The organism is Azospirillum sp. Marseille-Q6669, from assembly GCF_965111635.1.
In genome coordinates this window covers 427,369-440,164 of sequence record NZ_CBCOOP010000005.1, presented here as the reverse complement: position 1 = coordinate 440,164, position 12,796 = coordinate 427,369, and the positions used below count along the sequence as shown (strand labels likewise).

At 70.2% G+C, this 12,796-nt stretch carries 10 protein-coding genes; 2 read left to right on the top strand and 8 right to left on the bottom strand.

All coding sequences use genetic code 11. The features are described 5' to 3' along the window. Window position 1: 1 nt before the first annotated feature. The 3 genes from ACWPXE_RS27365 to ACWPXE_RS27355 form a co-directional block, all read right to left on the bottom strand. Window positions 2-949 (bottom strand): ABC transporter permease, encoded by a 948-nt coding sequence (locus tag ACWPXE_RS27365; RefSeq protein ID WP_454020352.1) that lies wholly within the window; start codon window positions 947-949, stop codon window positions 2-4. 40 nt (window positions 950-989) lie between these two features. Further along, entirely contained in the window at window positions 990-2,501 is a 1,512-nt protein-coding gene (locus ACWPXE_RS27360; protein ID WP_454020351.1) for an ABC transporter substrate-binding protein, read from the bottom strand. Between the two features lie 88 nt (window positions 2,502-2,589). Continuing rightward, window positions 2,590-3,336: a creatininase family protein gene (locus tag ACWPXE_RS27355; RefSeq protein WP_454020350.1), complete on the bottom strand. Its 747-nt coding sequence runs from the start codon at window positions 3,334-3,336 to the stop codon at window positions 2,590-2,592. 168 nt (window positions 3,337-3,504) lie between these two features. Between ACWPXE_RS27355 and ACWPXE_RS27350 the strand changes: the two genes are divergently transcribed. Further along, window positions 3,505-5,037, top strand: coding sequence for a YifB family Mg chelatase-like AAA ATPase (locus ACWPXE_RS27350; protein ID WP_454020349.1), 1,533 nt, complete (start codon window positions 3,505-3,507; stop codon window positions 5,035-5,037). 19 nt (window positions 5,038-5,056) lie between these two features. Here the strand turns inward: ACWPXE_RS27350 and ACWPXE_RS27345 are convergent, their stop codons facing one another. The 5 genes from ACWPXE_RS27345 to glnK form a co-directional block, all read right to left on the bottom strand. Beyond that, entirely contained in the window at window positions 5,057-5,677 is a 621-nt protein-coding gene (locus ACWPXE_RS27345) for an HdeD family acid-resistance protein (RefSeq protein ID WP_454020348.1), read from the bottom strand. A gap of 151 nt (window positions 5,678-5,828) precedes the next feature. Next, window positions 5,829-6,491 (bottom strand): LolA family protein, encoded by a 663-nt coding sequence (locus tag ACWPXE_RS27340; RefSeq protein WP_454020347.1) that lies wholly within the window; start codon window positions 6,489-6,491, stop codon window positions 5,829-5,831. Between the two features lie 193 nt (window positions 6,492-6,684). Further along, window positions 6,685-9,207 (bottom strand): DNA translocase FtsK, encoded by a 2,523-nt coding sequence (locus tag ACWPXE_RS27335; protein WP_454020346.1) that lies wholly within the window; start codon window positions 9,205-9,207, stop codon window positions 6,685-6,687. Between the two features lie 86 nt (window positions 9,208-9,293). Beyond that, the gene (locus ACWPXE_RS27330) at window positions 9,294-10,526 is read right to left on the bottom strand and encodes an aminotransferase class I/II-fold pyridoxal phosphate-dependent enzyme (RefSeq protein WP_454020345.1); all 1,233 of its coding nucleotides are present in this window, start codon (window positions 10,524-10,526) and stop codon (window positions 9,294-9,296) included. A 351-nt stretch (window positions 10,527-10,877) separates the two neighbouring features. After that, window positions 10,878-11,216: a P-II family nitrogen regulator gene (gene glnK / locus ACWPXE_RS27325; protein ID WP_035670687.1), complete on the bottom strand. Its 339-nt coding sequence runs from the start codon at window positions 11,214-11,216 to the stop codon at window positions 10,878-10,880. A gap of 319 nt (window positions 11,217-11,535) precedes the next feature. Between glnK and ACWPXE_RS27320 the strand changes: the two genes are divergently transcribed. Beyond that, a complete protein-coding gene (locus ACWPXE_RS27320) occupies window positions 11,536-12,786 on the top strand; it encodes a UbiH/UbiF/VisC/COQ6 family ubiquinone biosynthesis hydroxylase (protein ID WP_454020344.1) in 1,251 nt (416 codons plus the stop codon). Window positions 12,787-12,796 lie beyond the last annotated feature (10 nt).

Below are 12,796 nucleotides of genomic sequence, written 5' to 3'. Positions count from 1 at the left end.
GTCATGCCGTCACCCGCGGGCGCGGGTCGATGGCGGCGCAGGCGATGTCGACCAGCGCGTTGACCGCCACCACCGTAACCGCCAGCAGCACGACGACGCTCTGCACCACGATCAGGTCGTGCTGGCCGATGGCCTGATAGAGCAGCCGGCCCAGCCCCGGCAGGGTGAAGACGTTCTCCACCACCACCGCTCCCGCGACCAGAAAGGAGAATTGCAGGCCGAGGATGGTGGCGACGGGGATCAGCGCGTTGGGCAGCACATGGCGCCGCAGGACCACGCGGCGCGGCAGGCCCTTGGCGACCGCCGTGCGCACATACTCCTCGCGCAGCGTGTCGAGCGCCGCCGTGCGGGTGATGCGCGCCAGGATCGCCGCCTCCGGCAGGGCCAGCGCCACGGCGGGCAGCAGCAGCGCCTTCAGCGCCGGCCCCGCCCCGGCCTCACACCCCGGAAAGCCGCCGGCGGAGAACCAGCCCAGCCGCACGGAAAACAGCAAAATCAACAGGATGGCGAACCAGAAGCCGGGCACCGCGATGCCCATCTGCCCGAAGGCCATGACCGCCCAGTCCCCCGCCCGCCCCTGCCGCCCGGCGGCGAACAGGCCGAGCGGGATGGCGATGCCCGCCGAGAGGACCAGTGCCAGCCCGGCCAGCGGCAGGGTGATGGCCAGCCGGTCGGCGACCAGCCCGGCGACCGGGCGCGCGTAGGTCAGGCTGGTGCCGAAATCGCCGTGCAGCATGCCGCCCACCCAGCCGGCGTAGCGGGCGGGCCAGGGCCGGTCGAGCCCCATCTGGGCGCGCAGGGCGGCCACCGCCTCCGGCTGCGCGCTGGTGCCCAGCATCACCAGGGCGGGGTCGCCGGGGATCGCCTCCAGCACGGCGAAGACCACCAGCGTGGCCAGCCACGCCGTCAGCGCCAGGGTCAGCAGACGCCGCACCAGGAAGGCGAGCACGCGGGTCAGCCCCCGCCGGGTCCGGTCCGGCCGCGCCGGATCACTTCCACCGGACGCCCGTCACGTCGTTGGCCTGGATCGGGCGGTTGACCCACATGCCCTGCACCGCCGACTTCTGCACGGTGGCCGAGGGCAGCATGAAGAGGAAGCCGTTCACCGCGTCCTCGGCCAGGATGCGCTGCTGCTCGCCGTAGAGGGCGTTGCGCTTGGCAGGGTCCTGGGTGCGGTCCAACTCCGCTCCCACGGCGTTGAAACGCTCGCTGCGGTAGTTGAAGTAGTAGTCGGGGCGCCCGTAGATGTCGATGTCCAGCGGCTCCGTGTGGGCGATCAGGGTCAGGTCGTAATCCTTGCCCTTGAAGACCTTCTCCAGCCAGGGCGCCCATTCCATCGGCTCGACCGTCACACGGATGCCGACCTCGGCCAGCATGGCGGCGATCAGTTCGCCGGAGCGGCGGGCGTAGATCGGCGGCGGCAGGCGCAACGTCGTCGCGAACCCGTCCGGAAGACCGGCCTCGGCGAGCAGCGCCTTGGCCTTGTCCGGGTCGTAGGGGTAGAGGCCGGTCAGGTCGACGTAGCCGGCGCGGTGCGGCGGGAAGTGGCTGCCGATGGCCGCCCCGTTGCCGAACAGCACCCCGTCGATCAACGTCTTGCGGTCGATGGCGTGGGCCATCGCCCGGCGCACCCGCAGGTCGTCGAAGGGCTTTCGGGCGTTGTTGGTGCCGAGGATCGTCTCCCCCTCCGTCGTGCCGACCATGACGGTGAAGGCCCCGTCGTCGCGGAACTGGGGCAGCGCCTCGTAGGTGTCGAATTGCGGGAAGCTGTCGATGTCGCCGGCCTTCAGCGCGGCGACCTGGGCCGCCGGGTCGCTGATGAAGCGGAAGGTGACGCGCTCCAGCGCCGGCTTCGCCCCGTCATAGTCGGGGTTGCGCACCAGCACCACCCGGTCGCCGGCCACCCAGCGCTCGAACTTGAAGGGACCGGTGCCGACCGGGGTCTGCTTGTTGGCGCCCGCCGACTCCGGGGCGACGATGGCCGCGTCGCCCGACGCCATGTGGAAGAGGAACAGCCCGTTCGGCCGCGACAGGGTGACGACCACGGTCCCCGCATCGGGCGCCTCGACAGCGGCGATGGCGGCGAAATAGCCCTTCTGCGCGTTGACCGACTCGGCGCCGCGGGCGCGGTCGAGCGAAAACTTCACGTCCGCCGAATCGGCGTCGGTGCCGTCGTGGAACTTCGCCCCCTTGCGCAGATGGAAGGTGTAGGTCAGCCCGTCCGCCGACACCTCCCACTTCTCGGCGAGGCCCGGCACCACCTTGCCTTCGGCGTCGATGCGGGTCAGCGGCTCGAACAGGTTGGCGTAGGTCACCTCGTCAATGGCCGCGGCCGCCCCCGCCGTGGGGTCGAGGTGCGGCGGCTCCAGCCGCATCCCGACCACCAGATCGGTGCGGGGAGCCGCCTGCGCGAGGGCCGGACCGGCGGCCAGCGCGCCGGCCAGCCCGAGAACCGCTCCCATGGTGATGGCGAGCGCGGCGCGCCTCTGGCGGTTCGGCATGACGGCTGTTTCCCCCAATCGTTGTCTCGGCGCGGGATGATGCGGTGAAGCCCCGCCCGAGTTCAAGACCGCAGGATGGCTTTTCCGCTCACGCCTCCGCCATGAAGGCGCCGTACTGGCGGGAAATCGCCTCCACCGCCGTGTCGAACAGCCGCTTGCCGTGCTCCGGCGAGGCGAGGCCGGGGGCGGAGCCGATGCGCCCGTCCGGGTGGCGGCGCCGGAAGTCGCGGGCGTCGTAGAAGCCGCCGGGCGACGCGGTCTCCGGGTCCATCGCCGCCGTCTTGATCGACTCGGGATAGGCGTACTGGGTCAGCGACACCTCGCTGGGCGTGGCGTGGGAGCCCTCCTTGCCGCCGAACAGCTCCCGCGACAGGCGGCCGATCTCCTGGTTCTCCCACCAGTTGACCAGGGTGCAGCGCAGCTCCGGCGCCTGCCGGCCGCGCAGGGCGCGGTTCTCCGCGTAGATCTCGTAGAAGGCGGCGCGGACCGACGCGACGTTGCCGCCATGGCCGTTGACGAAGAAGAAGCGCTCGAACCCATGCTCGGCCAGCGACATCACATAGTCGCGCAGCAGGGCGATCAGGGTGGAGGGCTTCAGCGTCATGGAACCGGCGAAGTCCATGTGGTGCACGGCCATGCCCACCGGGATGGTCGGCCCGACCATGGCCCCGGTGGCGTCGCCGACGCCGCGGGCCACGACTTCCGCACAGATGGCGTCGGTGCCGATCAGGCCGTTCGGCCCATGCTGCTCGGTGGAGCCGATGGGCAGGATGATGCCCTTGGAGGTCTTCAGGTAAGCCTCGGCCTCGGCCCAGGTGCTGAGAAGAAGCTGCACGGTCTCTGACCCTTGCTGTGTGTTTTGCTCTGGGAAGAAGTGTAGGGCAGCACCGCCCGCCGCCCAAGGCCGCTTGGCCGCGGAACGGCCCTGCGCCGCCCGGCACGCTGGCAATTCCCCTCGCCCGACCATACACTCGCGTGCATTTCCCAAGGAATGGCGTCTTTTATGGTTGCGCGGATCAACACGGTGGCGTTCCAGGGCATCGAGGTTCTGGACATCGACGTTCAGGTGCAGATGTCCGGCGGCATCGTCGCCTTCACCGTGGTCGGCCTGCCCGACAAGGCAGTGGCCGAAAGCCGGGAACGGGTGCGGGCGGCGCTGCACGCGCTCGGCCTCGCCCTGCCGGCCAAGCGGATCACCGTCAACCTCGCCCCGGCGGACGTGCTGAAGGAGGGCAGCCATTTCGACCTGCCCATCTCGCTGGCCCTGCTGACCGTCATGGGCGTGCTGCCCGACCTGGAGATGAGCCGCTATTGCGCGCTGGGCGAACTGGCGCTGGACGGGGCGCTGACCCCGGTGGCCGGGGTGTTGCCGGCGGCGATCAACGCGCTGGCCCACGACCGCGGGCTGATCTGCCCGGAGGCCTGCGGTGGCGAGGCGGCCTGGGCGGGCGAGGGGCTGGACGTGCTGGCGCCCGCCACGCTGCTCGCCCTCATCAACCATTTCCGCGGCCAGCAGGTGCTGACCCGCCCCCGCCCGCGCATCCAGGAGAGCGCCGAGACACCGCTCGACCTGCGCGACGTCAAGGGCAACGAGACGGCCAAGCGCGCGCTGGAGGTCGCCGCCGCCGGCTCGCACAATCTGTTGATGATCGGGCCGCCCGGCTCCGGCAAGTCGATGCTGGCCGCAAGGCTGCCCGGCCTGCTGCCGCCGCTCGACCCGGCGGAGGCGCTGGAGGTGTCGATGATCCACAGCGTTGCCGGGCTGCTGGAGGGCGGTAAACTGCTGCGCCAGCGCCCCTACCGGTCGCCGCACCAGTCAGCCAGCCTACCCGCCCTGGTCGGCGGCGGGTCGCGCGCCAAGCCCGGCGAGATTTCGCTCGCCCACAAAGGCGTTCTGTTTCTCGACGAGCTTCCCGAGTTCCCGCGCGGCACACTGGAGGCTCTGCGCCAGCCCTTGGAGACCGGAAAAGCGGTCGTCAGCCGGGTGAACCACCATGTGACCTACCCGGCGCGGGTACAGTTGATCGCCGCCATGAACCCCTGCCGCTGCGGGCATCTCGACGACGCGTCGCTGGCCTGCGCCCGCGCGCCGAAATGCGCCGCGGACTACCAGTCGAAAATCAGCGGGCCGCTGTTCGACCGCATCGACCTGCACATCGACGTGCCCGCCGTCAGCCCCGCCGACCTCAGCCTGCCGCCGCCCGCCGAGGGCAGCGCCGAGGTGGCCGCCCGCGTGGCGGTGGCCCGCGCCATCCAGGCGGAGCGCTACGCCGGCTTCGGCCCCTTTCCCGAGGGCCGGGCGGTGCGCACCAACGCCGAAGCGGACGGCGAACTGCTGGAAAAGGCCGCCGCCCCCGACCAGCTGGGCCGCGCCCTGCTGACCGAGGCCGCGGAGCGGCTGAAGCTGTCGGCCCGCGGCTATCACCGCGTCATGCGCGTCGCCCGCACGCTGGCCGATCTGGAGGGCGGGGGCGGCGTGCGCCGCCCGCACATCGCGGAGGCGCTCGGCTACCGCCGCATCGCCCCCGGTCGATAGGCTTGGGTCCGCTGAGCGTTTATTCCGCCGCCACGGCGTTGCCGTGGTTGGAATGATGGTTCCGGTCGTGCAGGCAGCGGCGCAGGCGGACGGCGGTGATGATGGCCAGCGCGCCATAGGCGATCAGATAGCTGCCCACGCCCAGCGCCACGGCCAGCAGGCCCAGCGACGGCAAAACCCACATGCCGAAGCCAAACAGCACCGACAGGGCGCCGGCGACGCCCCAGGCCCATTTGCCGTGGGTGCGGTGCATGCGCCACGCCGTCATGATCTTGGCGAAGCCGGTGATGACCGACCAGGCGGCGATCACGAAGATCAGCGCGAAGAGGCTCGCCTCCGGCCACAGCAGGGCTACGGCGCCCGCCACCAGACTGACCACGCCGTCAAGGAGGAAGGGCAGGCTGCGCTCCTGCGCCTGGGCGGCGCGGACGCCGCCGACGATGGCGAACAACCCGTCCATCAGCAGGTAGGCCGCGAGCAGAACCGCCAGGGTGGCGACCGTCGCCCCCGGCAGAAGGAAAGCCAGCAGGCCGAGCATCACCGCCCCGGCACCGCGCAACGCCAGCGCCCACCAGTTGCGTGCCAGCAGATCGTTCATGCCCTGGACCCGCTGGGCCTCGTACATCGCCTCCGTTGCCATGTCTCGTCTCCCCTCATCCGTTCGAGTGCACCGGACGCGGGTGAGCGCGCCCCATACAGCACGGCAACAGGATCAGGAGGACTTCGTTGCGGCGGCGGGTTGTCGCGGCGGCGGGATTCGCGCGAAATCCGTGCGAATTCTTTGGGGCGGGTCAGTTGCTGCGGCCGTAGTCGCCCTTGCTGGGTTCGATGAAGTAGAAGAGCTTCGAGTCGAACTGCATGCCCTCGCGCGGGTTCATCAGCGCCACCTCGGTCGTCAGCCCCTGGGCGTCCAGCACCCGCCATTTGCGGAGCTGGAAGGGCCGATCCTCGAAGACCAGCGTCAGGGTGCCCTTGCCGGGGTCCTTGGTCTCGGTCAGGCTGATCTCCACCAGCCCCGGCGCCTGAAAGACGCCGGTCACCGTCACGTCGCCGGACAGCCGGATGTTCTTGCGCAGGATGAAGTCGGCCAGCGTGCTGCCGATGGGAGCGCTGGACTGCTGCCGCATCTCCCCGTCCCAATAGAAGATGAAGGCGCCGTCGGCGACGACGAAGTCCTTCACCGGTGGGTCGTACTCCAGCCGCATCCGGCCGGGACGCGCCAGGTAGAAGGTGCCGGCGGTCTGGTGCCCGTTCGGGGCGACCTGCACGAACTTCGATTGCAGCGTGCCGATGCCGTTCAGATAGCTTTCCGCCTGGGCCACCAGCGCCTGGTCCTGGGTGGACAGGGCGGCGGCGCGCGGCGCGGCGAGCGCGGGGTCGAGGATCGCCCCCGCCGTGGTGACGGACAGAGCGACGGCAGCGGCAGCCAGAATGCGGCGGAACGGGATCTTCATGATGCCTGCTAGGTAACCGGACGTTCCGGGCGGAAATGGGGCGTGGCGGTGGTGGTTCCAAGGATTAAAGCGAACTCACGGTGCCCCCACCCCGACCCTCTCCCGCTGACGCAGGGGAGGGAGTCTAGCGCGAAGCGGCGGCAGTCCCCTCCCCTGCGAGAGCGGGGGAGGGCTGGGGTGGGGGCAAACGCCGCTACTCCTCGATGTTGCGGGCCAGTACCTCGCGCTTGCCGGCGTGGTTGGGCTTGCTGACCACGCCTTCGGTCTCCATCCGCTCGATCAGACGGGCGGCGGAGTTGTAGCCGATGCGGAGCTGGCGCTGGATGAAGCTGGTCGACGCCTTGCGCTCGCGGCAGACCACCGCCACCGCCTTGTCGTAGAGGTCGTCGCCCGATCCGCCGCCGGCACCCGACCCGTCGTCGAAGGAACCGCCGTCCTCGTCGTCCTCCTCGGTGATGGCGTCCACGTAGCTCGGCTCGCCCTGGGTTTTCAGGAACTTCACCACCTGCTCGACCTCGCCGTCGGCGACGAAGGGGCCGTGGACGCGGGTGATGCGGCCGCCGCCGGCCATGTAGAGCATGTCGCCCTGGCCGAGAAGCTGCTCCGCCCCCTGCTCGCCCAGGATGGTGCGGCTGTCGATCTTGGAGGTGACCTGGAAGCTGATGCGCGTCGGGAAGTTGGCCTTGATGGTGCCGGTGATGACGTCGACCGAGGGGCGCTGCGTCGCCATGATCAGGTGGATGCCGGCGGCCCGCGCCATCTGGGCGAGGCGCTGGATTGCGGCCTCGATGTCCTTGCCGGCCACCAGCATCAGGTCGGCCATCTCGTCGACGATCACGACGATGTAGGGTAGCTCCTTCAGGTCGAGCGGCTGCTCCTCGAAGATCGGCTTGCCGGTGTCGGGGTCGAAGCCGGTCTGGACGCGGCGGGTCAGCAGTTCGCCGTCGGCGCGGGCCTCGCGCAGGCGGGCGTTGTAGCCCTCGATGTTGCGCACACCCAGCTTGGACATGTTGCGGTAGCGGTCCTCCATCTCCCGCACCGTCCATTTCAGGGCGACGACCGCCTTCTTCGGGTCGGTGACGACCGGCGTCAGCAGATGGGGGATGCCCTCATAGACCGACAGCTCCAGCATCTTGGGGTCGATCATGATGAAGCGGCAGCGGTCGGGCGGCAGGCGGTAGAGCAGCGACAGGATCATCGTGTTGATCGCCACCGACTTGCCCGAGCCCGTGGTGCCGGCGACCAGCAGGTGCGGGAAGCGGGCGAGATCGGCCACCACCGACTGGCCACCGATGTCCTTGCCCAGCGCCAGCAGCAGCTTGCCCGCCGTCTTGTCGAAGACGTCGCCGGCCAGCAGCTCGCGCAGCAGCACCGTCTCGCGCTTGGCGTTGGGCAGCTCGATGCCGATGACGTTGCGGCCCGGCACCACGGCGACGCGGACAGACACCGCGCTCATCGAGCGGGCGATGTCGTCGGCCAGGCCGATGACGCGGGACGACTTGGTGCCGGGGGCCGGCTCCAGCTCGTAGAGGGTGACGACCGGGCCGGGATGGACCTTCTGCACCTCGCCACGCACGCCGAAGTCGGACAGCACGCCTTCCAGCTTCACCGCGTTCTCGCGCAGCGCCGCCTCGTCCACCTTCTCGCCGCGCACGCTGGTCGGGACGATCTGGAGCAGGTCGAGCGGCGGCAGCTCGTAGCCGTCCGCCTCCTCCAGATTGAGGGCGGCCTGCTTGGACGGGCGTCCCTGGTCGGCGGCCTTCTTGCCGCCGGCGGGCGGGGTGACCACCGGAACGGCGCGGGTCTTGGCCTCCACGCGCGGCTCGACGCTGATGGAGTCGGACAGCCGGCCGCGCGGCGCGGCGCGCAGGGTGATGGCGGCGCTGTCCTCGTCGGGTGTCTCGTCGAGAGTCGGGGCGACGGCCTTCTTGTCCGCGGTGGCGAGGCTGGGCTCCCGGCGCAGCAGGCCACCGGTCTGGTGAACCGCGTTGCGCGCGGCCTCCGCGCCCTTGTCGCGCACGAAGGACACGCCGGCCCGCGCGCCCCGCCCGAGGCGGGCAAGGCCGGCGGCGGTCTCGCGCAGGCTGGCCGCCCATTCGCGGATCGACAGTCCCATGGCGACGAACAGGATCAGCCCGCCGGCCACGCCGGCCACGGTGCCGACCAGCGGATTGCCGGGGCCGCCGAACAGCAGCTTGCTGACCCCGTCCAGCAGCACGATGCCGAAGCTGCCGCCAGGATGGCCGTTCAGCGGGTCCCCGCCCCCGCCGCCCATCCCGGCCAGGAACATGGCGACCAGAAGCACGCCCCACACCGCCAGCACGCTGCGGAACAGCGGGTGGCGGATGCTCTTCTGCAGGCTGAGCCGCCAGCCCCACATCATCGGAACCAGCGCCAGCAGATAGGCCGCCCAGCCCAGCGACTGGATCAGGACGTCCGCCAGATGGGCGCCGAACCGGCCGAACAGGTTGTGGATGTGGGTGTTCGCCGCCGGAACCGCGTTCCACGAGGGGTCGGCCGGGTTGTAGCTGCCCAGGATGACCATCAGCACCAGACCGACCACGCCCAGCGCGAAGCCCGCCAGCTCGCGCGCCCGCGCGACCACGAAGGCGCGCGTGGCGGGCGAGAAGAAGGGCGGCTTCTCCGGCCGCGCACCGGCGGGCCGTGCTCCAGCGCTTTTGCCGCTTCCGCTGCGGGGGCTTGCGGGTCGTGCCATGGGCAGAAGGTCCTCAAGAACGTGCTGAACCGGACCCGTCCTTCGGGGCGAAAGACCGGGGTGACGTGAGCCGAACCGGGCGGCTCTTATCCCAGAATGCGGGCGATGGTGCTGCAGGCGTGGGCGACCGTCTCGGCGTCGTTCACCAGCGCGATGCGGATGAAGGGCGCGCCGGGGTTGACCTCGCCGGGGTTGCTGCGGGTCAAGTAGGCGCCGGGCAGCACGCGGATGCCGCCCTCCGCCCACAGGCGGCGCGTCGCCTCCTCGCCGTCGCCGACCTCCAGCCATAGGAAGAAGCCGCCGTCCGGCCGGTAGTAGCCGTAGCGCCCCTTCAGCGCGGCTTCCGCCGCGTCGAACTTGGCGCGGTAGAGCGCGCGGTTCTCCTCGACATGGGCCTCGTCCCGCCACAGGCCGGCGCTGGCCGCCAGCACCGGCAGCGGCATCCCGGCGTTGGAGTAGCTGCGCAGGCGTGTGAAGCGGGACATCAGCTCCGGATCGCCGGCCACGAAGCCCGACCGCAGCCCGGCGGCGCTCGACCGCTTGGACAGGGAATGGAAGACCAGGATGTTCGCCCAGGGCTTCCCGCCATGAGCCAACCCCGACGCGACCTGGAGCGCGCCGACCGGCGGCCTGTCCAGGTAGATCTCGGCGTAGCACTCGTCCACCGCCAGGATGAAGCCGTAGCGCCGCGCCAGCCCGATCGCCCGCTCCAGATAGGCGGCGTCGGCCGCCGCCCCCTGCGGGTTGGCCGGAGTGCAGAGGTAGAACAGCGCCGTGCGCTCCAGCAACTCCGGCGTCAGCGCGTCGAGGTCGGGCAGGAAGCCGGTCTCGCGAGTGGAGGGCAGGAACACCGGCTCCGCCCCCGCCAGCAGGGCTGCCCCCTCGTAGGGCGCGTAGAAGGGGTTGGGCATCAGCACCGCCGGCTGCCGGCCCGCCTTGGACGGCGGCACGGCAAGCAGGGCGAGCAGGAACAGCGCCTCGCGCGTGCCGGACACCGGCAGGACGGACTTTTCGGCGTCGAACAGCCCGTCCGGCAGGGCGTAGCGGCGGGTCAGCCAAGCGCCCACCGCCTCGCGGAACTCCGGCGTGCCGCCGACCGGCGGGTATTTGCCCCACAGATGGGCGTTGGCGCGCAGCGTCTCGTCGATGATGGCCGGCGGCTGGTGCTGCGGCTCGCCCACCGACATCATGATCGGCTCGGCGTTGGCGCGCGGCGTCACCCCGGACAGCAGGGCCGCCAGCCGCGTGAAGGGGTAGTCCGACAGCCGGTCGAGCCGGTCGTTGACGAGAGCGAAGGTGCCGAGGTCCGGGAGCGACATGCCGCCGAGAATCCTTTCCATGAGGACGGCCCGAGAAGGCCGGGCCGGCCCCGAAGGGCACGGCCCGTCAGGGGCCTCTGGGGGCCTCTGCCCGATACGAAACGGAAACGATCCTATCGACGGTGGAGTCCCGGCACAAGGGCACAAAACCGGACGAGGCCCGGTCAAGGGAAAGCATACGCCGCCCGTTCCGGCGGCCTTGGCGCCACGGTGGAAAGACTGGCGCGCCCGGCCTCAAGTCACCGGGCAGATCATCGATGCCCCGCGGCAAGAAAAAGCGGACGCGCCTTCCCCCCTTGCGGGAGGGGCCGGGCCATGACGCCCCGCCCTGTCCGCTTCCTCCAGGACGCCTCAGAGAGCTTCGGTGTTGGTTTCGCCGGTGCGGATGCGCACGGCCTGGGCGATGTCCAGCACGAAAATCTTGCCGTCGCCGATGCGGCCGGTGTTGGCGGCCTTCTGGATCGCCTCGACCACCTGCTCGTACTGGTCGTCGGACACCGCGACCTCGACCTTCACCTTGGGCAGGAAGCTCACGGAATACTCGGCGCCGCGGTAGATCTCGGTCTGACCCTTCTGGCGTCCGAAGCCCTTCACCTCGCTCACCGTCAGGCCCTGGATCCCGAGCGACGTCAGCGCCTCGCGCACTTCGTCGAGCTTGAACGGCTTGATGATGGCCATAACCAGTTTCATGTGGCTTCCCCTTGGGTATGCGTGTTTGCGGGCCCTTGCGGTCGCCCGGTCCCCCCTCGGCCGATCCCGCCATGACGGCGGGTTTTCCGAACGTGACTCGAGCGTGTTCGCCTCGACCATAAAAAGCAATGTCTTCAAAAATCGTGCCGGTTGCAGAATCGGCCCTTTTCAGCGGTTTTTGGCTGTTTCGCCGATCGATTGGGCAGGTCATGCCTAATAATTACGCAATTTGGGGGCCGCGACGCAGCGCCGCTGGACATCCGGACCAAGCGGAACGATTGTTCGTACCCGTCTACACTGATCGAAGGGCAGCGCCATCATGACCGAATCGGGCACCACCGCAGCGCAGGAGATCACGACCGACGTCGTCGTGTTGGGCGGCGGACTGGCCGGACTCAGCATGGCGGCGGCCCTGGCCACCGCGGGCGTTCCGGTCGTCTGCATCGACCGCGACAGCCCGGACCGGCAGGCGGGGGACGACTTCGACATCCGCACCACGGCGGTCGCCTATGCCTCGATGAAGGTGCTGGAGGGGGCGGGCGTGTGGAAGCACATGGAACCCTACGCCGGCCCGATCCTGGACATCCGGGTGGCCGACCAGTTCTCGCCCCTGTTCGTCCATTACGACCACACGGAGCTGACCTGGGACGGCAAGAACCAGCCCTTCGGCTGGATTCTCGACAACAAGGACATGCGCCGCGCCCTGTTCGCCCGCGCCAAGGAACTGCCCGGCCTGCACCATCTGGCCCCGGCCCAGGCGGTGTCGATCGAGCGCACCCGCAGCGGCGCCACGGTGACGCTGGCCGACGGGCGGGTGGTCAAGGCGCGGCTGGTCGTCGGGGCCGACGGGCGCCGCTCGATGGCGCGGGAGAGCGCCGGGATCAAGCTGCGCACCTGGGCCTACGACCAGACCGCGATCATTTGCACGATCCGCCATTCGGAGCCGCACAACGGCGTGGCGGTGGAGCATTTCCTGCCCAACGGCCCCTTCGCCGTGCTGCCGATGACCGAGAACCGCTCCTCCATCGTGTGGAGCGAGAAGCGGTCGCTGGTCGACATGTATCTGAAGCTGCCCGAGGACCAGTTCATCGACGAGTTGACTCGCCGGTCGGGCGGGTATCTGGGCGACATCGAGCTGGTGACCCGGCGCGACGCCTGGCCGTTGTCGGTCCTGCTGGCCGAGCGCTTCATCGCCGAGCGCGTCGCCCTGATCGGCGAGGCGGCCCACGCCATCCACCCCATCGCCGGGCAGGGGCTGAACCTGGGCCTGCGCGACGTGGCGGCGCTGGCCGAAGTGATCGTGGACGCCCACCGGCTGGGGCTGGACGTCGGCTCGCCGGAGGTGCTGGCCCGCTTCCAGCGCTGGCGCCGCTTCGACACGGTGCTGCTGGCCGTGGTCTGCGACGGTCTGGTGCACCTGTTCTCGAACAACATCCCGCCGATCAAGCTGGCCCGCGACGTCGGCATGGCCGTCGTCAACCGCCTGCCGCCGCTGAAGCGCTTCTTCATGCGGCACGCGATGGGCGTGGTCGGCGAACTGCCGCGGATGATCAAGGGCGTGCCGCTGTAAGAGCGGTTGG